Raw genomic sequence first — 22151 nt, 5'->3', positions numbered from 1 at the left:
AATGGGGAACGATCTCGCCGCCTTCGCCAAAGAGAACGGCGTCAAATATTTCATGATTTCCTACACCGACCTGTTCGGTGGGCAGCGTGCCAAGCTGGTGCCGGCGCAAGCCATCGCCGACATGCAGAAGGACGGTGCCGGCTTTGCCGGTTTCGCCACCTGGCTCGACCTGACGCCGGCGCATCCCGATATGCTGGCGGTGCCGGATCCGGACTCGGTCATCCAGCTGCCATGGAAGCCGGAGGTCGCCTGGGTCGCCGCCAACTGCATCATGGACGACAAGGAAGTCGACCAGACGCCGCGCAACACGCTGCGGCGGCTGATTGCCGAGGCGGCGAGCGACGGCATGCATGTCAAGACCGGCGTCGAGGCCGAGTTCTTCCTGATCTCGCCGGACGGCAAGACGATTTCCGACGAATACGACACCGCGTCGAAGCCCTGCTACGACCAGCAGGCGGTGATGCGCCGCTACGATGTCATCGCCGAGATCTGCGACCACATGCTGGCGCTCGGCTGGGGCGCCTACCAGAACGACCACGAGGACGCCAACGGCCAGTTCGAGATGAACTGGGCCTTCGACGATGCGCTCGCCACTGCCGACAAGCACTCCTTCTTCAAGTTCATGGTCAAGTCGGTCGCCGAGAAGCACGGCCTGCGCGCCACCTTCATGCCGAAACCCTTCCAGGGCCTGACCGGCAATGGCTGCCACGCCCACATCTCGGTGTGGGACAAGGCGGGCAAAACCAATGTCTTTGCCGACAATGCGATGGAGCTCGGCCTTTCCGCCAAGGGCAAGAATTTCCTCGGCGGCATCATGAAGCATGCCTCCGCGCTTGCCGCGATCACCAACCCGACGGTCAATTCCTACAAACGCATCAACGCGCCGCGCACCATTTCGGGCGCGACCTGGGCGCCGAACACGGTGACCTGGACCGGCAACAATCGCACGCACATGGTGCGTGTGCCCGGCCCCGGCCGCTTCGAACTGCGCCTGCCCGACGGCGCGGCAAATCCCTATCTGCTGCAAGCCGTCATCATCGCCGCCGGTCTCGACGGCATTCGCTCCAAGGCCGATCCCGGCAAGCGCTACGACATCGACATGTACCAGTTCGGGCACACGGTGAAGGGCGCGCCAAAACTGCCGCTCAACCTGCTCGATGCCTTGCGCGAGTTCGACAAGGACAAATCGCTCAAGGCGGCGCTGGGTGAGGAATTCTCGTCGGCCTACCTAAAGCTGAAGCACCAGGAATGGAATTCCTATGCTTCGCACTTCACGCAATGGGAGCGCGACCACACGCTGGATATCTGACCACCAGCATGACGCGAGCGATCTCGGAATGAATTTATGAAATACTCGATCTTCTCGCTCGCCCGCGCCGCCCTTTCCGGCCACAAGAACTGGCAACGCACCTGGCGCGACGCCACGCCGAAAGATCGTTACGATGTGGTGATCATCGGCGGCGGCGGCCATGGCCTGGCCACCGCCTGGTTCCTGGCCAGCGAGTACGGCATCAAGAATGTCGCCGTGCTCGAAAAAGGCTGGATCGGCTCCGGCAATGCCGGCCGCAACACCACCATCATCCGCTCCAATTACGGGCTTCCCGGCAATACCGGCTTCTACGAATTGTCGATGAAGCTGTGGGAGCGCCTGGAGCAGGACCTCAACTACAACACGATGGTCAGCCAGCGCGGCGTCCTCAATCTCTATCACTCCGACGCACAACGTGACGCCTATGCGCGGCGCGGCAACACGATGCGCATCAACGGCATCGATGCCGAATTGCTCGATCAGGCTGCGCTGAAGAAGATGATCCCGTTCCTGAATTTCGACCATGCACGCTTCCCGGTGCAGGGCGGGCTGCTGCAACGGCGCGGCGGCACGGCGCGTCACGACGCGGTGGTCTGGGGCTATGCCCATGCAGCGAGCGGGCTTGGCGTCGACATCATTCAGAACTGCGAAGTCACCGGCTTTGTCAGAGACGCCAACGGCAAGGTGACCGGCGTCGAGACCTCGCGCGGCAAAATCGGCGCCGGCAAGGTCGGCATGGCGGTGGCCGGCAGTACCTCGCGCGTTGCATCGATGGCGGGTCTGCGGCTGCCGATCGAAAGCCATGTGCTGCAGGCCTTCGTCTCCGAGGCGATCAAGCCGCTGATCCCCGGTGTCATGACCTTCGGTGCCGGGCATTTCTACGTCAGCCAGTCCGATAAGGGCGGGCTGGTTTTTGGCGGCGACATAGACGGCTACAATTCCTACGCCCAGCGCGGCAATTTGCCTGTGATGGAAGACGTCTGCGAGGGCGGCATGGCGCTGATGCCGATGATCGGTCGGGTGCGCCTGCTGCGCCAGTGGGGCGGCATCATGGACATGTCGATGGATGGCTCGCCGATCATCGACAAGAGCCCGGTCGACGGGCTCTATCTCAATGCCGGCTGGTGCTATGGCGGCTTCAAGGCGACGCCCGGCTCCGGCTTCGTCTTTGCCCATCTTCTGGCGCGAGACGAGTCGCATGTTGAAGCCGCAAAGTTCCGCCTCGACCGTTTCCGGCGCGGTGCAATGATCGACGAAAAGGGCCAGGGCGCCCAACCGAACCTGCATTGAAGGCGGTCTGAAAGAGCATGCGTATTGTCTGTCCCTTCTGCGGCGAACGCGAACTCGGCGAGTTCACCTATCTCGGCGACGCCAAGCCGGTGCGACCAGAGGCCGACGCCCCGGAAGACGCGGTGTTCGACTATGTCTATCTGCGCGACAACGTGGCCGGCGTGATGAGCGAGAACTGGTATCATGGCGGCGGCTGCCGGGCATGGCTGAAGGTCACGCGCAACACGCTGACGCATGAGATTTCTGCGGTGGAACCGGCGGCTGGCGTCGGCGCCGCCAAGGTCGGCGCCTGATGGCCGGCGCGCAGACAAACCGGCTGGACAGCGGCGGTCTCATCGACCGCTCGGCGCCGCTGAATTTCCGTTTCGACGGCAAGAGCTTCGGCGGCTTCCAGGGCGACACGCTGGCCTCGGCGCTGATCGCCAATGGCGTTAAGCTGGTCGGCCGCTCGTTCAAATACCACCGCCCGCGCGGCATCCTCACCGCCGGCTCGGAAGAGCCCAATGCCCTGGTCGAACTGCGCACAGGCGCCCGGCGCGAGGCCAACACCAAGGCCACCACCGCGGAGCTTTATGATGGCCTCGAGGCCGCCAGCCAGAACCGCTGGCCGTCGCTGCGCCACGATATCATGTCGGTGAACCAGCTGTTCGCACCGATCTTCGTCGCCGGCTTCTACTACAAGACCTTCATGTGGCCGGCCAAATTCTGGGAAGCCATCTACGAGCCGGCGATCCGCCGTGCCGCCGGTCTCGGCCGCGCCGCAGGCGTTGCCGATCCCGACCACTACGACAAGGCCTGGGCGCATTGCGACGTGCTGATCGCCGGCTCCGGCCCGGCCGGGCTTGCGGCAGCACTTGCCGCCGGCCGCGCAGGTGCCCGCGTCATCCTGTGCGAAGAGGATTTCACGCTCGGCGGCCGCCTGCTGTCGGATGGCGGCGTCATCGATGGCCTGCCGGCCGCCGAATGGATTTCACGCACGCTGGCCGAACTTGCCGCGCTGCCAGGCGTCCGCATCATGACCCGCACGACTTTGTTCGGCGTCTACGATGGCGGCACCTATGGCGCGATCGAGCGGGTCAACGACCACCTGCCCTCGCCGCCAGAGCATCAGGTGCGCCAGCGGCTGTGGCGGATCGTGGCCAAACGCTGCGTCGTCGCCGCCGGCGCCATCGAACGGCCGATCGTCTTTGCCGGCAACGACACGCCCGGCGTGATGATGGCTTCGGCGATGCGAACCTATGTCGCGCGCTATGCGGCGACGCCGGCAAAGCGCGTCGCGCTGTTCACCAACAATGAGGATGGCTGGCGCACGGTCGAGACCGCGCTTGCCGCAGGGTTGCAGATCGCGGCGGTCATCGACGCACGGCCGGATGTATCGCCGGCCCAGCGCTCGCTGGCCTCGAAGAACGGCTTTACCGTACTGCACGGCTCCGTCAGCGGCATCGACGGCGGCAAGGATGGCGTCCGGAAAATCGCGGTGTCGCTGACCGGCGGCGCGCGCGCCGAAGTCGAAGCCGACGGGCTTGCCGTCTCGGGCGGCTGGAACCCGGCGGTCGGGCTGACCTCTTTTCATCGCGGCCGGCCGAAATGGCAGGACGAAATATCGGCTTTCGTGCCAGACGGAGCGCCTCCCGGCATGGTCGCCGTCGGTGCCGCCAACGGCGCTTTCGGACTCGGCGCCTGCCTGAGCCAAGGTTTTGCCGCCGGTGCTGCGGCGGCAGCTGGTGCCGGTCGCAGCGGCACGGCAGGCGCGACCCCGGTCGCCGATGACGAGGCCTTCTCCCTGACCCCGCTCTGGCATGTCGCCGGTAAAGGAAAAGCCTTTGTCGACTACCAGCACGACGTCACCGCGTCAGACATCGAACTGGCGCAGCGTGAAGGGTTTGAATCGGTCGAGCATTTGAAGCGCTACACGACGCTCGGCATGGCCACCGACCAGGGCAAGACATCCAATGTCGCCGGCCTCGCCATCATGGCTGCGGTCAGCGGCAGGTCCATTCCGGAAACTGGCACGACGATCTACCGGCCTCCTTACGTGCCCGTCGCCATCGGCGCCTTCGCCGGTCATCATCGCGACGAGACTTTCCATGCGACGCGGCTGACACCCTCGCATCATTGGGCGGCCGAACAGGGCGCCATCTTTGTCGACACCGGCCTGTGGAAGCGGGCGCAGTGGTATCCGCGCGCCGGCGAGAAGGACTGGCTGGAATCGGTGACCCGCGAGGTCAAGGCGGTGCGCGGCGGCGTCGGCTTCTGCGATGTCTCGACGCTGGGCAAAATCGACGTGCATGGCCCGGATGCCGGCGCGTTCCTCGACCGCGTCTACATCAACACCTTCTCCAGCCTTGCCGTGGGCAAAGCCCGCTACGGGCTGATGCTGCGCGAGGACGGCATCGTCTATGACGACGGCACCACGTCGCGGCTGGCCGAGGATCATTATTTCCTGACCACCACCACGGCCAAGGCCGGGCTGGTGATGCAGCATCTCGAATTCTGCCGGCAGGTGCTGTTCCCCGAGCTCGACGTGCAGCTCACATCTGTCTCCGACCAGTGGGCGCAGTTCTCCATCGCCGGACCCAAGACTCGCGACCTGCTGAAAGAAATCGTCGATCCGGCCGAGGATCTTTCCAACGAAGGCTTTCCGTTCATGGGCGCGCGCGAAGTGGCGCTGCGCGGCGGCATCAAGGCGCGGCTGTTCCGCATCTCGTTCTCCGGCGAAATGGCGTTCGAGATTTCCGTTCCGGCCCGCTATGGCGAGGCGCTGGTGCGCAATTTGATGCTGGCCGGCGCACCATTCGGCGTGACGCCCTACGGCACCGAGGCGCTCGGCGTCATGCGTGTCGAAAAGGGCCATGTCGCCGGGCCGGAACTGAACGGCACGACGACCGCCGGCGACCTCGGCCTCGGCAAGATGATGTCGAGCAAGAAGGACTTTATTGGCCGCGTCATGGCCGGCCGCGAGGCGCTCATCGCGCCCGACCGGCAGGTCGTCGTCGGCATCAAACCGGTCGACAAGGCACGCCGCCTGCGCTCCGGCGCGCACATCATTCCGAAGGGCCAGACACCCGGCCCAGGCAATGACCAGGGCTACGTCACCTCGGTCTGCTTCTCGCCGACGCTCGACCAATGGATCGGGCTCGGTCTGGTCGAACATGGGCGCGAACGCATCGGCGAGGTCGTCCGTGCGCATGACCCGCTGCGCGGCGAGGACTATGATGTCGAGCTCTGCAATCCCGTCTTCTACGATCCGGATGGAGGGCGCCAGCGTGGCTGAGTTTTCCTGGGACATTCGCAGCCCGCTCGAACGCGCGCTTGCCGCCGGCGCGCATGGCGCGGGCGGCATCGAGGCCGGCGTCTCGCTGACCGAGATCCGCAATTTCGACCTGATCCAGGTGATGGCGCGGCGCGGCAAGGCGGCTGACATGGCCATGGTCGCGAAGGCACGCTTCGGCGTGGCGGCTCCGGATACGCCCAAAGCGGTTCAGGCTGCGGACGCGACGCTGATCTGGTCCGGACCGGATCAGTTTTTTGTCCTGACCAAGGGCGGCAAGCATGGGACCGGAGAACTCGGCCCGGCCTTTGCATCGTCCGCCTCGCTGTCGGATCAATCTCATGCCCGGGTGCTGATCAGCATTTCCGGCACAAAGGCGCGCGCGATGTTCGCCAAGCTGTCGTCGATCGATCTGCACCCGGCGGCATTCCCGGTTGGCGCCGCTGCCGCGACCTCGATGGACCATACCAGCGTCACGTTCTGGCGCGGGAATGGTCGGGCGGATGGACTGGCGGTGTTTAACGTTCTGGTGTTTGCGACGTTTGCGGAGAGCCTTTGGCATACGGTGCTTGATTCAGCCGCAGAGTATGGCGTGGCGATCGCGCATTCGGAGGATTTGGCGTAGCGCGCGCCCTTCCCTTCTCCCCTTGTGGGAGAAGGTGGATTGGCGCGCAGCGCCAAGACGGATGAGGGGTGCTGGAAGAAACTCGGCGTCAAAAAATCAAGTTATTCTAGGTACTTATGTCTTCCCCGTTGCGATCCGTCCAGCACCCCTCATCCGACCGAGCTGCGCTCGGCCACCTTCTCCCACAAGGGGAGAAGGCAGAGCCGCACCCAGTCGCTCCACCTTGCCAAACCTACAAGGGCTGCTATTCTTGCTGCTAAAATAATTTCACACACAGGCAAACTTGTTTCTCGAACCGCAAGGCTGAGATGAGCCAGTCGCCCTACCCCGCAATTACCGCCGGACCGCCCCGGCCGAGCCTGATCCTCAGGCCCGGCCAGATCGCTCTGCCGGCCGGTATGGAGCGCTACACGATCCAAGGCAATGGCGCGGTGCTCCTCGACATCGAGGCCGGCGATACCGTCACCGTGCGCAATGTCGAGGGCGGGCAGGCCTGCGAGCTGCTGGCGTGGGACAAGACCGGCGTAAGCGACCCCGGCATTCTCGGTGAGACATTCAACAGCAATGCCGCCGGCATCAAGGCGCTGCTGGCGGATGGCGACGACAGTCTTGCTTCCCTGCGCCGCGGGCTCGAGCGCCGTCAGGTGCAGCTCGATCAGGCCAAGGCGGTGCGCGTGTTCGGCAGCACAACGCCGGCCGGCACCGAACAGGGTTTTACCGTCGCGCGCGACGGCGCGATGGTCATCGCCGCTCCGGGCGGGCCGATGCTGGTCGATGGCCATGACACGGCGACGCCACTCAGCCTGATCGTCCGTCGCGCTACCATCCGCCCGGCGGCGAAGTCGCAGCTCGGCGATCCGCTGGCCGATCCGGTGCTCGACCTGCGCGTCCATTCGGCGACGGCGGAATCCTACTTCGTCAAGGCCGGCGACTATCTGCAGATCATCGATGTCGACGGCCGGCAGTGCACCGACTTCCAGTGCTTTTCGGCGCGCAAGCTGGACAAGGGCCGCGACCATCCGCTCGACGTGACGACGACGCGCACGCTGATGGGATCGAGCTATCCGATGCCCGGCCTGCATTCGAAATATTATGACCAAGACATGGAGCCGCTGGTCGAAGTAGTGCAGGACACCTGCGGCCGGCATGACGCTTTCGCGCTGGCTTGCGCGGCCAAATATTACGACGACATCGGCTATCCCGGCCATACCAACTGCTCGGAGAACTTTAATCGGGCGCTGGCAGACAGGGGCGTCACACCGCGTGCGGGCTGGATGGCGATCAACTTCTTCTTCAACACGGCGATCGACGCGCATGGCGTCATGGTGTCCGACGAGCCATGGTCGCGAGCGGGCGACTATGTGCTGCTGCGGGCGCTGACCGACATCGTCTGCGTGTCCTCCGCCTGCCCCGACGACACGACGCCGGCCAATGGCTGGAACCTGACCGACATCCATGTGCGAACCTATTCCGGCCAGCACAAATTCTCGCGAGCGATCGCCAGACGCATGACGCCCGATTCGGAACCCAAAATGACCCGCGAGACAGCCTTTCATTCGAGCTTTGCCAAGCACACCCGCAACTTCGTGGAATACAGGGGGTATTGGCTGGCCAATGCCTTCGCCAAGGAAGGCCCCATCGACGAATACTGGGCTTGCCGGCAGGATGCAGTGATCATGGACCTGTCGCCGCTGCGCAAGTTCGAGGTCACCGGACCGGATTCGGAAGCGCTGCTGCAATACACGCTGACCCGCGATGTGAAGAAGCTGGGCATCGGCCAGGTCGTCTACTCCGCAATGTGCTACGAGCATGGCGGCATGATCGACGACGGCACGCTGCTCCGCCTCGGCAAGGACAATTTCCGCTGGGTCGGCGGCGACGATCTGTCCGGCGAATGGCTGCGCGAGACAGCGACAAAGCTCGGCCTCAACGTGCTGGTGCGCTCGTCGACCGACCAGATGCACAATGTCGCCGTGCAAGGGCCGAAGAGCCGCGACATCCTGCGAGAGGTTATCTGGACCTCACCGCTGCAGCCGTCGATCGACGAGCTCGAATGGTTCCGTTTCGCGGTGGCGCGCATCGGCGGCGGCAACGGCATTCCGGTCGTCGTCTCGCGCACCGGCTACACCGGCGAACTCGGCTACGAGATCTGGTGTCATCCGCGCGACGCCGCAAAAGTGTTCGATGCCATCTGGGAGGCTGGCCAGCCGCACGGGCTGAAGCCGATGGGTCTGCAGGCGCTCGACATGGTGCGCATCGAGGCCGGGCTGATCTTCGCCGGTTACGAGTTTTCCGACCAGACCGATCCCTTCGAGGCCGGCATCGGCTTCACCGTGCCACTGAAGAGCAAGACCGACGACTTCATCGGCCGCGAGGCGCTGATCCGGCGCAAGGAATATCCGCAGACGAAACTGGTCGGCCTCGACATCGATGCCAATGTCGCCGTCGGCCATGGCGATTGCGTCCATGTCGGCCGCGCCCAGATCGGCGTCGTCACCTCCAGCATGCGTTCGCCAGTGCTGAACAAGAACATCGCGCTGGCGAGGCTCGATGTCACTCATGCCGCCATCGGCACCGAGGTCGAGATCGGCAAGCTCGACGGCCATGCCAAGCGACTGCCGGCACGCGTCGTCGCCTTCGCCCATTACGATCCGCAGAAGACCAAACCGCGCTCCTGATGCCCGCCTCGAGACGTCCTGCCGACTAGCCTGCGACGCTGTCTGCCGGTCGGGTTTTCGTGTTTTCACAAGCGTGATGTGCATGGCCTCACAAAACGCTTGACGTGAAAGCGCGCCGGATCAATGTTCACTGTTAAGAAAAAAATGCGACTGACCGGAAACACCGGCAGTCGACCAAAGCATGCATCTGCGATGAAGCCACGCACAGTCGCGGCCGTCACGGACGGGGAACATCAAAAAGGGGATTTCACACACATGAGCACGACAACGACTGCGCTGGCGCAGCCCGCCGCCGAAGGCGAACTGCACCGGAATATCGACTGGCGCGGCGCCTTCTGGGTGGCCAGCGGCGTTCCGGCCCTCGTCCTGTTTTCGATCGGCGGCATTGCCGGCACGACCGGAACGCTGGCCTTCCTGATCTGGACCGTGTCCATGGTCATGGGCTTCCTGCAGTCCTTTACCTATGCGGAAATCGCCGGCCTGTTCCCGAACAAGTCCGGCGGCGCCTCGGTCTACGGCGCCACCGCATGGCTGCGCTATTCCAAGTTCATCGCGCCGCTGTCGGTGTGGTGCAACTGGTTCGCCTGGTCGCCGGTGCTGTCGCTCGGCTGTTCGATTGCCGCCGCCTACATCCTCAACGCGCTGGCGCCGGCGCCGCTGTTCACCGAAACCTCGCCGGAAGTGGTCACCTACATCGCCGCCCATGTCGGCACGGCGCCAGCTGACGCGATTGCCGCCGTGGCGGCTGCGGCAACGCCCGCGATCCGCAACTGGACCTTGTTCAGCCATACGCTGGGTCCGGTCTCGTTCACGCTCAACGCGACCTTCTTCATCGGCGCCGTGCTGATGCTGATCATCTTCGCCATCCAGCATCGCGGCATTCTCGGCACGGCCAATGTGCAGAAATATATCGGCCTGCTGGTCATCATCCCGATGCTGATCGTCGGCGTGGTGCCGATCTTCACCGGCCAGATCGACTGGGCGAACTTTTCGCCGCTGGTGCCGCTGGCTGCCGCCTATGCACCTGAACCCGGCTCGTGGAACATTGCCGGCTGGACGCTGGTGCTTGGCGGCATGTTCATCGCGGCGTGGTCGACCTATGGGTTCGAGACCGCCGTCTGCTACACCTCCGAATTCAAGAACCCCGGCACCGACACGTTCAAGGCCATCTTCTATTCCGGCCTGTTGTGCCTGCTGCTGTTCATCCTGGTGCCCTTCACCTTCCAGGGCGTGCTCGGCCTGAACGGCATGCTGGCCACCCCGATCGTCGACGGCTCCGGCGTTGCCGACGCGCTGGCCGGCATGGTCGGCGGCGGAAATCTCATCCACAGCCTGCTGGTGATGCTGATGATCCTGGCGCTGGTGCTGTGCATCATGACGGCCATGGCCGGTTCTTCGCGCACGCTCTACCAGGGCTCGGTCGACGGCTGGCTGCCGCGCTATCTCAGCCACGTCAACGAACATGGTGCGCCGACGCGCGCCATGTGGACCGACCTGATCTTCAACCTGATCGTGCTGGCCATCGCCTCGGCCGACGCGACGAGCTTCTTCTTCATCCTCGCCGTGTCGAACTGCGGCTACATCATCTTCAACTTCCTCAACCTCAACGCCGGCTGGATCCACCGCATCGACAACGGCCACATCGCCCGGCCGTGGAAAGCACCGGGCTGGCTGCTCGGCGTCGGCGCCATCTTCGCCTATGTCAACGCGATCTTCATGGGCGCGGGCGCCAAGGTCTGGAACCCGATGGCACTGTGGGCCGGACTGATCACCGCTGCCCTGATCATCCCGGTGTTCTGCTTCCGCCACTACATCCAGGACGGCGGGAAATTCCCTGACCATATGCTGGCCGACCTCGGCATGAAGTCGTCTGATCTGGCGGTGAAAAAGGCGGGAATGCTGCCCTATCTGACGCTGGTCGCCGGCGTCGTGGTGATGCTGCTCGCCAACTGGTTCTTCGTCATCTGACAGCAATCGGAAGGGATCGAGCGTAGTCGCGCTCGATCCTAGCCTCCCGGCTGAAGCCCACCCCGACAGTGTCGGGGTGGGCTTTTTCGTCTTCGGCTGGTGACAGATCCATTGCGTTCCGTCGTCGGTGCGAATATGCTTGTTATACGATCGTTCAACAAGCGTATTCGCTGACACCGATGACCTGTAACCCTCGCTACGAAATCCTGTTCGAGCCGATGCGGATCGGGCCGGTCACCGCGCCGAACCGCTTCTACCAAGTGCCGCACGCCAGTGGTATGACCAATGCCTTGCCGCGGGTTCGCGCGGCCTTCCGCGAAGCCAAAGCCGAGGGCGGATGGGGGGTGATCTGCACCGGGGCCTGTTCGATCGACCCGAGCTCGGACGACGCACCGCTGCCTTTCGCCACGATGTGGGACGACAACGACATCCGCGCCCATGCGCTGATGACGGAGGCGGTGCACCGCCATGGCGCGCTGGCCGGCGTGGAGCTGTGGCACGGCGGCGCCTCGGTGATGAACAGGACAAGTCGGCTGCCGCCGCTGTCGCCATCCGGCATTCCATGGATGGCCACCCATGTCGGCTTCATGGGCAATTTGCGGCCGAAGACGATGGACAAGGCCGATATTCGCGAGGTGCTGCGATGCCAGGCCGAAGCGGCTCGCAAGGCGCGTACGGCCGGCTTCGACATCGTCTATGTCTATGCCGGCATGGGCTATCTCGGCTACGAGTTCCTGCTGCCGGAATACAACCATCGCAGCGACGAATACGGCGGATCGATCGAGAACCGCGTGCGCTTCGTGCGCGAGATGATCGACGTCACCAGGGAGGCCGTCGGCAAAGACTGCGGCGTCGCGCTGCGCGTCAGCCTTGAGGAGCTGCGTGGCCGACCCGGCCGCAACCAGCCCTCCGAGGCACACGAACTGGTCGAACTGCTTGCCGACCTGCCCGACCTGTTCGACGTCAAGATGGATTCCAGTCCGACCGACTGTTCGGCGTCGCGCTTCAGCGGCGAAGGCAGCCACGAGCCGGTGATCGACTTCGTCAAATCGCTGACGAAAAAGCCAGTGGTCGGCGTCGGCCGTTTCACCTCGCCCGACACCATGGTCTCGCAGATCCGGCGCGGCGTGCTCGACTTCATCGGCGGCGCGCGGCCTTCGATTGCCGACCCGTTCCTGCCGAACAAGATCCGCGAAGGACGCGAGGCCGAGATTCGCGAATGCATCGGCTGCAACATCTGCATTTCGAGCTGGCATGACGGCGTGCCGGTGCGCTGCACGCAGAACCCGACAGCCGGCGAGGAATGGCGGCGCGGCTGGCACCCGGAGCGTGTAGAGCGCACCGACAAACCTGAACGCATTCTCATTGTCGGCGGCGGACCGGCCGGGCTCGAATGCGCGCTGACGCTCGGCCGTCGCGGCCATGAGGTCACGCTCGCCGACAGCAGCCGCAGCTTCGGCGGGCGGCTGACTTTCGAGAAGACGCTGCCCGGCCTGTCCGCCTGGAACCGCGTCGTCGACTATCGCCTCGGCCGTCTCAACGAGATGAGCAACGTCTCGCTCTACCCCGAGAGCGCGCTGGGCGTGGACGAGATCATTGAGCTTTCGCCGGAGCGCGTGGTGCTGGCGACCGGCGCGCGCTGGACGAACATTCTCTATTCCTCGCTGGAGATTCCGGTCGGACGGCTCGACCATCCCGATGTGCTGACCCCGGACGACATCGCCGGCGGCCGGCTTCCCCAGGGGCCGACTTTGGTCTTCGATTTCGACAACTACTATATGGGCGGCGTTCTCACCGAACACCTCGCCGCGCAGGGCATCCCGGTCAGCTATGTGACACCGGCAGGCCAGGCGTCCGCATGGACGATCATGACCAACGAGCTACCGTTGGTGCATCGCGCGCTGGCGCGGCGCAAGGTGCCGGTAACGACGCTGCACCTGCTCAAGTCTTTCGACGGCGAGACGGCGACGCTGGCGCATCTGTTCACCGGCGAGGAAACCCGAATGGCCTGCCGCTCGGTGGTGATCGTCGGATTGAGATTGCAGCGCAATGAACTGTTCGAGTCCCTGACAGAAAAGGCGGATGCGCTTGCGGGAGCCGGCATCAAAAGCGTCGATCGGATCGGCGACGCATTGGCGCCCGGCGCCATCGCGCACGCAGTGCATAGCGGCCACAAGCTGGCTCAGGAGATCGGCGCAAAAATCCGCGTGCAACCCTACCGCCGTGACACGCCGATCGTCGATGCAGTGACGGATTTCGACCTGCGGACGGCAGCCGAATAGGAGAAGGCTATGGAGCGCATCACGGCACGTCGCAGACCCGGCCGCCCACAGCGCGAAATCGGCGGCATCGAACAGCGGCCGTGGAAGCAACTGACGCGGCCTTACGCGCCGATCGAGATCCTGTCGGCCGATCAGGTGCAGACAATCCACGAGATGGGCCTGACCATCCTCGAAGAGATCGGCATGCGCGTGCTGCAGCCGCAGGCGCGCCAGTTCTATCGCGCGGCCGGCTGTGAAGTCGACGAAGGCGAGATGCGGGTGCACTTCGACCGCACCATGGTGATGGAGCGCGTCGCCATGGCGCCGTCCTCATTCGAGCTGCGCGCCCGCAATCCGGAGAAGAACGTCAAGGTCGGTGGAAAACACTGCATCCTGGCGTCGGTCGGTGGGCCGGCCTATGTCATGGACAATGATCGCGGCCGCCGTCCCGGCACCTATGCCGAGATGTGCGACTATCTCAAACTCATCCAGTCGTTCAACGTGCTGCACCAGGAGGGCGGCGGGCCGTTCGAGCCGCTCGACCTGCACCAGAACACGCGCCACCTCGACCTCTACTATGCCGAGATCACCTTGCTCGACAAGAACTGGCAGCCGCAAACCCTTGGCCGGGGTCGCGCCATCGACGCGTTGGAGATGGTGGCGATTTCGCTCGGCACGACGCGTGAAAATCTCGCGCAAGAGATGCCTGTCTTCACCGGCATCATCAACACCAATTCGCCGCTGCAGCTCGACGAACCGATGGCGGAGGGCCTGATCGCACTGGCCGAGCATGGCCAGGTCAATGTCATCACGCCGTTCACGCTCGCAGGCGCGATGAGCCCGGTGACGCTGGCTGGTGCATTGTCGCAGCAGCATGCCGAGGCGCTGGCCGGCGTCGTGCTGACCCAGATCGTGCGCCCCGGCGTGCCGGTGATGTATGGCGGCTTCACCTCGAATGTCGACATGAAGACCGGCGCGCCGGCCTTCGGCACGCCCGAATACACGCAGGCCGCGCAGATCACCGGCCAGCTCTGCCGGCTGATCGGCGTGCCGTTCCGCTCCAGCAATGTCACCGCCGCCAATTCGGTCGACGCGCAGGCGGCCTATGAAAGCGCCATGTCGCTGTGGGGATGCCTGATGGGCGGCGCCAATCTGGTGCTGCATGCGGCGGGCTGGCTCGGCGGCGGGCTGACCGCATCGTTCGAGAAACTGGTCATCGATGCCGAGATGCTGCAGATGATGTGCGCCTATTTCGACCCGCCGGTGGTCGACATCGACACGCTGGCGCTGGAGGCCGTGCGCGAGGTCGGCCCGGCCGGGCATTTCTTCGGCGCCGCACACACGATGCAACGCTACGAGCGGGCGTTCTACTCGCCGCTGGTCTCCAACTGGGACAATTACGACACCTGGGTCGAACGCGGCCAGGTGACGGCGCGCGAGCGCGCCAATGTCGTGTGGAAGCGCATGGTCGCCGAATACGAGCAGCCGCCAATCGATCCGGGCATCGACGAAGCGCTGCGCGACTATATGGAGCGCCGCAAGCGCGAGGGCGGTTCGCCGCTGAACTAGGCGCCGCGCAACGGCCCGACCTGCGCTTCGAGCATCTCGAAGCCGGCAGCCTCCGCCGCCTGCGGTGTCACGACGCTTTCATCAAGACACCATTCGAGCCAGAGCCCGTCGACCAAGGCGATGAAATTGCGCGCCAGCCCCGGCGCATCGACGTCCCGGCCGCGCGGCGTGGCGACCGCGGCGATGTCCTCGGCGAGTTCGGCCCGGTAGGCGTCGTATAGTTCACGATGCGCTGCCTTGAGGCGCGGGTTGACGGCGATCTCACCCCACAGCGAGAGCCAGATCAGCAAATTGTCACGGCTGAAATAATCGGGCGAGAAGTTTGACTGCACCAGAGCGGCCAGCGAGGCCTCGGGCGGCCAATCGGGTTTCTCGGCGCGGCGGCGCTTGGCCTCGGCGATCTGGTTGTTGACGCTGGCATAGAGCGAAGATTTGTAGACCTCGACCAGCAGCCCGTCGCGACCTTCGAAATGGTGGTTGATCAGGCCACGCGAAACGCCGGCCTCCTTGCAGATGCGATCGATGGTGAAGGCGCCGATGCCGCCAACCGACAGGCACCGCGTCGCCGCCTCGATCAGCATGGCACGGCGCACATCCGGGTGCTCGCGGCTGAAGCGCGGCGGCGATTTCTTGGCGCCGCGCTTGCGCTTGGTGGTTGCTGGTTCCGTCATCGACCCCAGCTAATCGATTGCCGTCAAACTGTCCACGTCTTGCCCGGGGGCATGCGAATTGCGCGCAACAGTTTGCCTATATCAGCCGGCCCTGCGGACGGCCGCTTTCTCGTCTTCGAAGAACCGGTTCGGCGGCCGTTTCAGGCCGAGATTCTCGCGCAGTGTGGTTCCCTCGTACTGCCGCCTGAAGATCCCTCGCCGCTGCAGTTCCGGCACCACCTTCTCGGCAAAGTCGTCGAGGCCGGCGGGCAGATAGGGAAACATGATGTTGAACCCGTCGGAGCCCTCGGTGACCAGCCATTCCTCCATTTCGTCGGCGATGGTCTTCGGCGTGCCGACGAAAGCGAGGCCGGAATAGCCGCCCAGCCGCTGCGCAAGCTGCCGGACGGTGAGGTTTTCCTTGCGCGCCAGTTCGATGACGCGCTCGCGACTGCTCTTCGAGGCATTGGTCTCGGGGATTTCCGGCAAGGGAGCGTCCGGATCGAAACCCGACGCGTCATGGCCGAGCGCGATCGACAGCGAGGCAATGCCGCTCTCGGTGTAGACCAGTCCGTCGAGCTTCGCCCGTTTGGCCTGCGCCTCCTCGACGCTGTCGCCGACGATGACGAAGGCGCCGGGCAGGATCTTGATATCGTCGCGCGAGCGGCCGAGCTTTTGCGCGCGGCCCTTGACGTCGGCAAAGAAGCGTTGACCGGCCGCGAGATCGGCGTGCGCCGCGAAAATGACTTCCGCCGTTTCGGCCGCCAGCTGCCGTCCGGCCTCCGACGCGCCGGCCTGGACGATGACCGGCCAGCCCTGCACCGGCCGCGCGATGTTGAGCGGCCCGCGCACCGAAAGGTGCTCGCCCTTGTGGTCGAGCACATGCAGCCTCTCCGGGTCGAAATAGAGCCCGCTTTCGGCGTCGCGGATGAAGGCGTCGTCGGCAAAGCTGTCCCACAGGCCGGTGACGACGTCGTAGAATTCGCGCGCCCGCTGGTAGCGCTCGTCATGCTCGACATGCTCGTCGAGGCCGAAATTCAGCGCCGCGTCGGGGTTGGACGTGGTGACGATGTTCCAGCCCGCGCGGCCGCCGCTGATATGGTCGAGCGAGGCGAACCGGCGGGCAATGTGATAGGGCGCGTCGAAGGTCGTCGACGCGGTTGCCACCAGCCCGATGTGATCGGTGACGGCGGCGAGCGCCGACAGCAGCGTGAACGGCTCGAAGGACGTGACCGTATGGCTGCGCCGCAGCGCCTCGATCGGCATGTTGAGCACGGCCAGATGATCGGCCATGAAGAAGGCGTCGAACTTGGCCACCTCCAATGTCTGCGCGAAGCGTTTGAGGTGCGCGAAGTTGAAATTGGCGTCGGGATAGGCGCCCGGGTAGCGCCAGGCGCCGGTGTGAAGACTGACCGGGCGCATGAAGGCGCCGAGCCGCAATTGTTTTTTGTCTGCCATGGATGATCACCTGACGTGGACGAGCGCTATCGCTCCGATATGCCAGCAGGATCGGACGGCTTTGTCGCCCTGGAAAGGAATTCTGTTTTGCAAAACCCGTTCTCGGGAGCATTTTCGTATGGATGGCCGTTCAATCTATTTTGATGAACACGCCCTTGGTGTTGAGATATTCGTCGAGATGCTCGCCACCGCCCTCGCGGCCGTAGCCGCTCATCTTGTAGCCGCCGAAGGGCACCGCCGGATCGATGGCGTGATAGGTGTTGACCCAGACCGAGCCGGCGCGGATCTTTCGTGACAGTTGATGCGCGGTGGCGACGTTCTGCGTGAACACCCCGGCGGCGAGACCATAAAGCGTGTTGTTGGCGCGCTCGATCGACTCGTCCAGCGTGTCGAAGGGCAGCGCCGAGATGACGGGGCCGAAGATTTCCTCACGCGCGATCCTCATGCCGTCCGAAACGCCGGCAAAGACCGTCGGCGCGATGAAATTGCCGGCGGCAAGCGTGCCTTCGGTAAGGCGGGCGCCACCGGTGACCAGCGTCGCGCCTTCGGCCGTGCCGGCTTCGAGGTAACCTGTGACCCTTTGCAGCTGTTTCTCCGACACGAGCGGACCGATCTCGGTTGCCGGGTCGATGCCGTCACCAATCCTGAGGCCTTGGGCGTAGGCAGCCAGCCGCGCAACAAACTCGTCATGGATCGGACGCTCGACAAACAGGCGCGAGCCGGCGATGCAGATCTGGCCGGAATTGGCGAACACAGACATCGCCGCCACCGGCACCGCTTTGTCGAGATCGGCGTCGGCGCAGACGATGACCGGCGATTTGCCGCCGAGTTCCAGCGAAACGCGCTTCAAATTGCCGGCTGACGCCCGGATGATCGACTGGCCGGTCGCAGTCGAGCCGGTGAAGACGATCTTGTCGACGCCCATATGTTCGGCCAGGGCAGCACCTGCCTCGGCGCCGGTGCCGGTGACGATGTTGACGACGCCTGGGGGAACGCCGGCTTCGTTCATGATGTCGGCGATCAGCAGCGGCGTCAGCGGCGCTTCTTCCGAAGGCTTCAGCACGATGGTGCAGCCGGTCGCCAGTGCCGGGCCGATCTTCCAGATCGAGGCCGCCGTTGGCGCATTCCACGGAATGATGGCGCCAACGACGCCGACCGGCTCCTTTCGGGTGAAGGAGACGACCTCGCCCGGCAGCGAGTTCTCGATGGTCTCGCCATGCAGCGCGGTCGCCATGCCGGCGTAGTAGCGCAGCATGCCGATGACGCGGTTGCGGTTGGCGCGGGTGCGCACAATCGGCATGCCCATATCGGTGGTGTCGGAGCGGCTGATCTCTTCCCAGTGCTTTTCGAAGAGGTCGGCGATTTTCAGCAGCAGCACCTGCCGCTCATAGGGCTTGAAGCGGCTCCACGGCCCGTCGAAGGCCTTGCGGGCGGCAGCGACGGCGAGTTCGATGTCCTGCCGATCGCCGCGTGGCACTGTGGCTAGAACCGCGCCTGTGGCCGGATTGCGGGTTTCCATTGTGCGGCCCGAGCGCGCATCGACCCAGGCGCCATCGATGAACATCTGGCGGTGGCGTCCGTCGAGCGGTTGACGCAGGGCGATCGAAGTCTGGGCCAGGGTCATGATTGTCCTCCTCGCGACAGGCCGCACGTGGCCTACCCGCCAGGAGAAAGCCAGAACGCCGCACGTCAAACGTACGGCGTTCTAGCATTTTTCCAAGACCGCATCCTATGCGCCAGCAGGGCCTACTCGGCTGCCAGGGCCAGTTGCGGCTGTTCATTGTCCTGCACCGCCTCACCTGCAGGCTCCGCGGCCTTCTTCGGCTCACGGCCAAAGAACAACGCATAGCCAGCCGGCAAGACGAGGATGGTGAGCACGGTGGCAACCAGGATGCCGCCCATCATGGCGTAGGCGAGCGGGCCCCAGAACACGGCGCGCGAGATCGGGATCAGCGCCAGCACCGCCGTCATCGCCGTCAGCACGATCGGCCGGAAACGGCGCACGGCCGAGCCGATGATGGCCTCCGATCGTTCCATGCCTCTGGCGATGTCCTGGTCGATCTGGTCGACCAGGATGATCGAGTTGCGCATGATGATGCCGAGCAGCGCGATGACGCCGAGGATGGCGACGAAGCCGAACGGCGCCCCGCTGATCAGAAGTGCGGCCGCCGCACCGATGATACCGAGCGGGCCGGTGGCCAGCACCAGCATCGCCTTGCCGAAATGCTGCAGCTGGATCATCAACAGCACGACGATGACGGCCAGCATGACCGGCGCCTTGGCGGCGATCGAAGCCTGGCTTTCCGCTGAATCCTCGGCACCGCCCTGGATCTCGACCTTGTAGCCGGGGGCGAGCCCGTCACGCAGGCCCTTTATGTCGTTGTACAATTTGGTGACGACATCGTTCGACTGCACGCCATCCGGCAGCGTGGCGCGCACGCTGATGGTCGGCAGACGGTCGCGCCGCCATTCGACGCCTTGCTCCAGCACCGGGACGACCTTGGCCACCTGCGACAGCGGCACGAAGCCGCCGAAATCGGTCGGGATGGAGATCGAGTCGACCGAGGACAACAGGTTGCGGCTTGCGTCCGGTTCGCGGGCGACGATGGAAACCGTCTCCTCGCCGTCGCGGAAATCATCGAGCGGCGCGCCCGACATGGTTGCCTGCAGCATCTGGCGGATGCGCTGCGAGGTGACGCCGAGCGCACGGGCGCGATCCTGGTCGATGACCAGTTTCATCGCCGGCACCGGCTCCAGCCAGTCGTCATGGATGGCGCCGAGCAGCGGATTTTCGGCGAATTTCGCCTTCACCTCGTCGGCGATGCGGCGCACCTCCTGGCGATCCGGGCCCATGACGCGCATCTGCACCGGCCAGCCTGTGGGCGGGCCGAGGAAGAGGCGGTCGACCTTGCCGCGGATCGACGGGAAGTCTTCCGCCAGAATGGTGCGCAGCTTGACGATCAGCCGCTCGCGGGCCGGTTCGTCGTTGGCCATCACCAGAAGCTGTGCGAAGTTCGGATTGCGCAGCTGCTGGTCGAGCGGCAGGAAGAAGCGCGGTGCGCCCTCGCCGATATAGGTGGCGATGAAGCGCTTGTCGGTGTCGCCCATCATCTTGGCTTCCAGCGCCTTGGCCTGCGTCTCCACCTCCTTGATCGAGGTTCCCTCCGGCAGCCAGAGGTCGACAAGGATTTCCGGACGCGACGATTGCGGGAAGAAATTCTGCGGGATGAACTGGAACGCCCACAGGCTGGTGGCAAAGGTCATCAGCGTCATCACCAGCACGATGATGCGGTGGCGCACGGCCCAGCCGACGGTGCCGCGAAGTCGGCGGTAGAAGCTGGTGTCGAAGGCATCGTGGTGATTGCCGGCATGCTTGCGCTGCTTGAGGATCATGTAGCCGAGCCACGGCGTGAAATAGACCGCCACGAACCAGGAGACGACCAGCGCGATGCCGACGACGTAGAACAGGGTGCGGACATATTCGCCGGCCGTCGAGGCGGCGAAACCGACCGGGATGAACCCAGCAGTAGTAATCAGTGTTCCGGTCAGCATCGGGAAGGCGGTCGAGGAGTATGCGAAGCTCGCCGCGTCGATCTTGACCAGCCCCTCTTCAAGCTTGCGCTCCATCATCTCGACGACGATCATCGCATCGTCGACGAGCAGGCCGAGCGCAATGATCAGCGCGCCAAGCGAAATGCGCTGCAGGTCGATGCCGAGCTCGTACATGATGGCGAAGGTGGCGGCCAGAACCAGCGGAATGGCGATGGCGATGACCAGGCCCGAGCGCCAGCCGATCGACAGCAGCGAGACGGCAAGCACGATCAGCAGCGCTTCGCCCAGCGCCTCCATGAACTCCTTCACGGCATCGCGGACGACTTCCGGCTGGTCGGAAATCTGGTCGACCGAAACGCCGTAGGGCAGTGCCTCTTCGAAACGCTTGTAGGTCGCCTCGACGTCGGTGCCGACATCGGTGACGTTGAAGCCCCTGGCCATGACGACGCCGAGCTGGACGCTTTCGTGGCCGTTGAAGCGATATTTGCGCTGATAGGGATCCTCGAGGCCGGCGGACACGGTGGCGATGTCGCCGAGACGCGTCACCTGGCCGCCGGCGCGCAAGCGCAACTCCCTGATGTCGGCTGCCTTGGTCACGTCGCCTTCGACCGAAATGCGCACCGAACGCAGACCGGTGTCGACGGAGCCCGCCGGATCGACATTGTTCTGGCCCTTGATGGCATTCTGCAAGTCGGTCAGCGTCAGGCCGCGCTCGGCAAGCGCTTTCGACGACACGTCGACATAAATCTTCTCCGGCTGGTCGCCGATGATGACGGCCTTCTCGACGCCTGGCGTCGTCAGCAGCATGTCGCGCGCCTGGATGGCGAATTTCTTCAGTTCCGGATAGCTGTAGCCATCGCCGCTGATCGAGTGCAGGGTGATGAACGTGTCGCCGAACTCATCGTTGAAGTATGGCCCGAGCAGCCCCTGCGGCAATTCATTGGCGATGTCGCCGACCTTCTTGCGCACCTGATAGAACGCGTCGGCGACCTGCGCCGGATTGGTGTCGCCCTTGACCTGCAAGGTGATGATGGCGCTGCCGGCGCGGGTGTAGGAGCGAACGAAATCGAGATGCGGCGTTTCCTGCAGCTTGCGCTCGATCTTGTTGACGACCTGGTCCTCCATCTCCTGGATCGAGGAGCCAGGCCAGATCGCCTGGACAACCATGACGCGGAAGGTGAAATCCGGGTCTTCCTTCTGGCCCATGCGCATCAGGCCGAGTGCACCGGCAATGATGATCAGGCCAAACAGAAAGCGCGCGATGGAGGGATGGCCGATGGCCCAGCGCGAAAGATTGAAAGGCTGCTTTTCATTGGCGTCGGTGGTCATGGCGTCAGCCCATCCAATTGATCGTCAGCGCGTTTGCGCACGTTCTCAGAGTTTCCGATGTCGGCTTCCGGGCGGCGAGGCTTTCCGAGCGGAGAGACTCATCGCGGTGGGACGCGGGTCAGATGTGGGGGTTACATCAACCTTGCGTCTCGACCATCGGGCGCTCGCCGCCCGGAAACCATGAACCGATT

General features: G+C 64.4%; 13 protein-coding genes. 9 read left to right on the top strand and 4 right to left on the bottom strand.

What is annotated here, in order from left to right; genetic code table 11:
- The first annotated feature begins 1 nt into the window (after position 1).
- The 9 genes from glnT to AC1D0N_RS09980 all read left to right on the top strand — a co-directional run bounded on the left by glnT (position 2) and on the right by AC1D0N_RS09980 (position 14971).
- Entirely contained in the window at positions 2 to 1309 is a 1308-nt protein-coding gene (gene glnT / locus AC1D0N_RS10020; protein ID WP_477243324.1) for a type III glutamate--ammonia ligase, read from the top strand.
- A 36-nt stretch (positions 1310 to 1345) separates the two neighbouring features.
- A complete protein-coding gene (locus AC1D0N_RS10015) occupies positions 1346 to 2599 on the top strand; it encodes a sarcosine oxidase subunit beta family protein (RefSeq protein ID WP_477243322.1) in 1254 nt (417 codons plus the stop codon).
- 17 nt (positions 2600 to 2616) lie between these two features.
- Positions 2617 to 2892, top strand: coding sequence for a sarcosine oxidase subunit delta (locus tag AC1D0N_RS10010; protein WP_477243320.1), 276 nt, complete (start codon positions 2617 to 2619; stop codon positions 2890 to 2892).
- Entirely contained in the window at positions 2892 to 5873 is a 2982-nt protein-coding gene (locus AC1D0N_RS10005) for a sarcosine oxidase subunit alpha (RefSeq protein ID WP_477243318.1), read from the top strand. Before AC1D0N_RS10010 ends, AC1D0N_RS10005 begins: the two co-directional genes overlap by 1 nt.
- The gene (locus tag AC1D0N_RS10000) at positions 5866 to 6495 is read left to right on the top strand and encodes a sarcosine oxidase subunit gamma (RefSeq protein WP_477243316.1); all 630 of its coding nucleotides are present in this window, start codon (positions 5866 to 5868) and stop codon (positions 6493 to 6495) included. The genes AC1D0N_RS10005 and AC1D0N_RS10000 overlap by 8 nt, the downstream gene beginning before the upstream one ends.
- A gap of 308 nt (positions 6496 to 6803) precedes the next feature.
- Positions 6804 to 9173, top strand: coding sequence for a DUF1989 domain-containing protein (locus AC1D0N_RS09995; RefSeq protein WP_477243314.1), 2370 nt, complete (start codon positions 6804 to 6806; stop codon positions 9171 to 9173).
- A 255-nt stretch (positions 9174 to 9428) separates the two neighbouring features.
- A complete protein-coding gene (locus AC1D0N_RS09990) occupies positions 9429 to 11141 on the top strand; it encodes an APC family permease (RefSeq protein ID WP_477243312.1) in 1713 nt (570 codons plus the stop codon).
- Positions 11142 to 11320: 179 nt separating this feature from the next.
- A complete protein-coding gene (locus AC1D0N_RS09985) occupies positions 11321 to 13423 on the top strand; it encodes an oxidoreductase (protein WP_477243310.1) in 2103 nt (700 codons plus the stop codon).
- A gap of 9 nt (positions 13424 to 13432) precedes the next feature.
- A complete protein-coding gene (locus AC1D0N_RS09980; RefSeq protein ID WP_477243308.1) occupies positions 13433 to 14971 on the top strand; it encodes a trimethylamine methyltransferase family protein in 1539 nt (512 codons plus the stop codon).
- Here AC1D0N_RS09980 and AC1D0N_RS09975 read toward each other — a convergent pair.
- The 4 genes from AC1D0N_RS09975 to AC1D0N_RS09960 form a co-directional block, all read right to left on the bottom strand.
- Positions 14968 to 15642, bottom strand: coding sequence for a TetR/AcrR family transcriptional regulator (locus AC1D0N_RS09975; protein ID WP_477243306.1), 675 nt, complete (start codon positions 15640 to 15642; stop codon positions 14968 to 14970). The two genes, AC1D0N_RS09980 and AC1D0N_RS09975, sit on opposite strands and share 4 nt — an antisense overlap.
- A gap of 81 nt (positions 15643 to 15723) precedes the next feature.
- Complete coding sequence (locus AC1D0N_RS09970; RefSeq protein ID WP_477243304.1) at positions 15724 to 17079, bottom strand: LLM class flavin-dependent oxidoreductase; 1356 nt, start codon at positions 17077 to 17079, stop codon at positions 15724 to 15726.
- A 130-nt stretch (positions 17080 to 17209) separates the two neighbouring features.
- A complete protein-coding gene (locus tag AC1D0N_RS09965) occupies positions 17210 to 18703 on the bottom strand; it encodes an aldehyde dehydrogenase family protein (RefSeq protein WP_477243302.1) in 1494 nt (497 codons plus the stop codon).
- 122 nt (positions 18704 to 18825) lie between these two features.
- Entirely contained in the window at positions 18826 to 21960 is a 3135-nt protein-coding gene (locus tag AC1D0N_RS09960; protein WP_477243300.1) for an efflux RND transporter permease subunit, read from the bottom strand.
- Positions 21961 to 22151 lie beyond the last annotated feature (191 nt).

Source organism: Mesorhizobium sp. P2_E10 (assembly GCF_056404235.1).
Note: the sequence above shows the minus strand (reverse complement) of the source record. Positions and strands in the feature narration are given on the sequence as shown.